The 315-nt window shown below is 42.5% G+C and carries 1 protein-coding gene; it reads left to right on the forward strand.

From position 1 onward, the window contains the following. Positions 1-315, forward strand: a 315-nt coding sequence (locus ACNKXV_RS13970) for a hypothetical protein (protein WP_417908328.1), incomplete at both ends; no start/stop codon positions are given.

Below are 315 nucleotides of genomic sequence, written 5' to 3' on the forward strand. Positions count from 1 at the left end.
GAAATACCTATTTCAGCTTTGTTCGTGAGAATCCATTCCTTGGGCCAAGCTCCCAATTACTCAACACGGTGAACAATTACAAGATCGCCGGTGGGATAGAGGGGCAGTTTCAGGAAGTTTTTCATTACCGCGCCGGTGTAGATGTAAGCCGATTCAACAATATGCATTTCTTCGTGAACTCAATCGCAGATTCTGCACGATTTGAATTGGTTTATGATGATAAGACTACCGTAGTCAATCTCAATGCAGAATTGGGTATGAAGTTTTCTGACGTGTACACCTTGGGTTCGAGATTGGATTTGTACCAATATGACT

This window comes from Christiangramia aquimixticola, from assembly GCF_048285835.1.
Lineage (GTDB): Bacteria > Bacteroidota > Bacteroidia > Flavobacteriales > Flavobacteriaceae > Christiangramia > Christiangramia aquimixticola.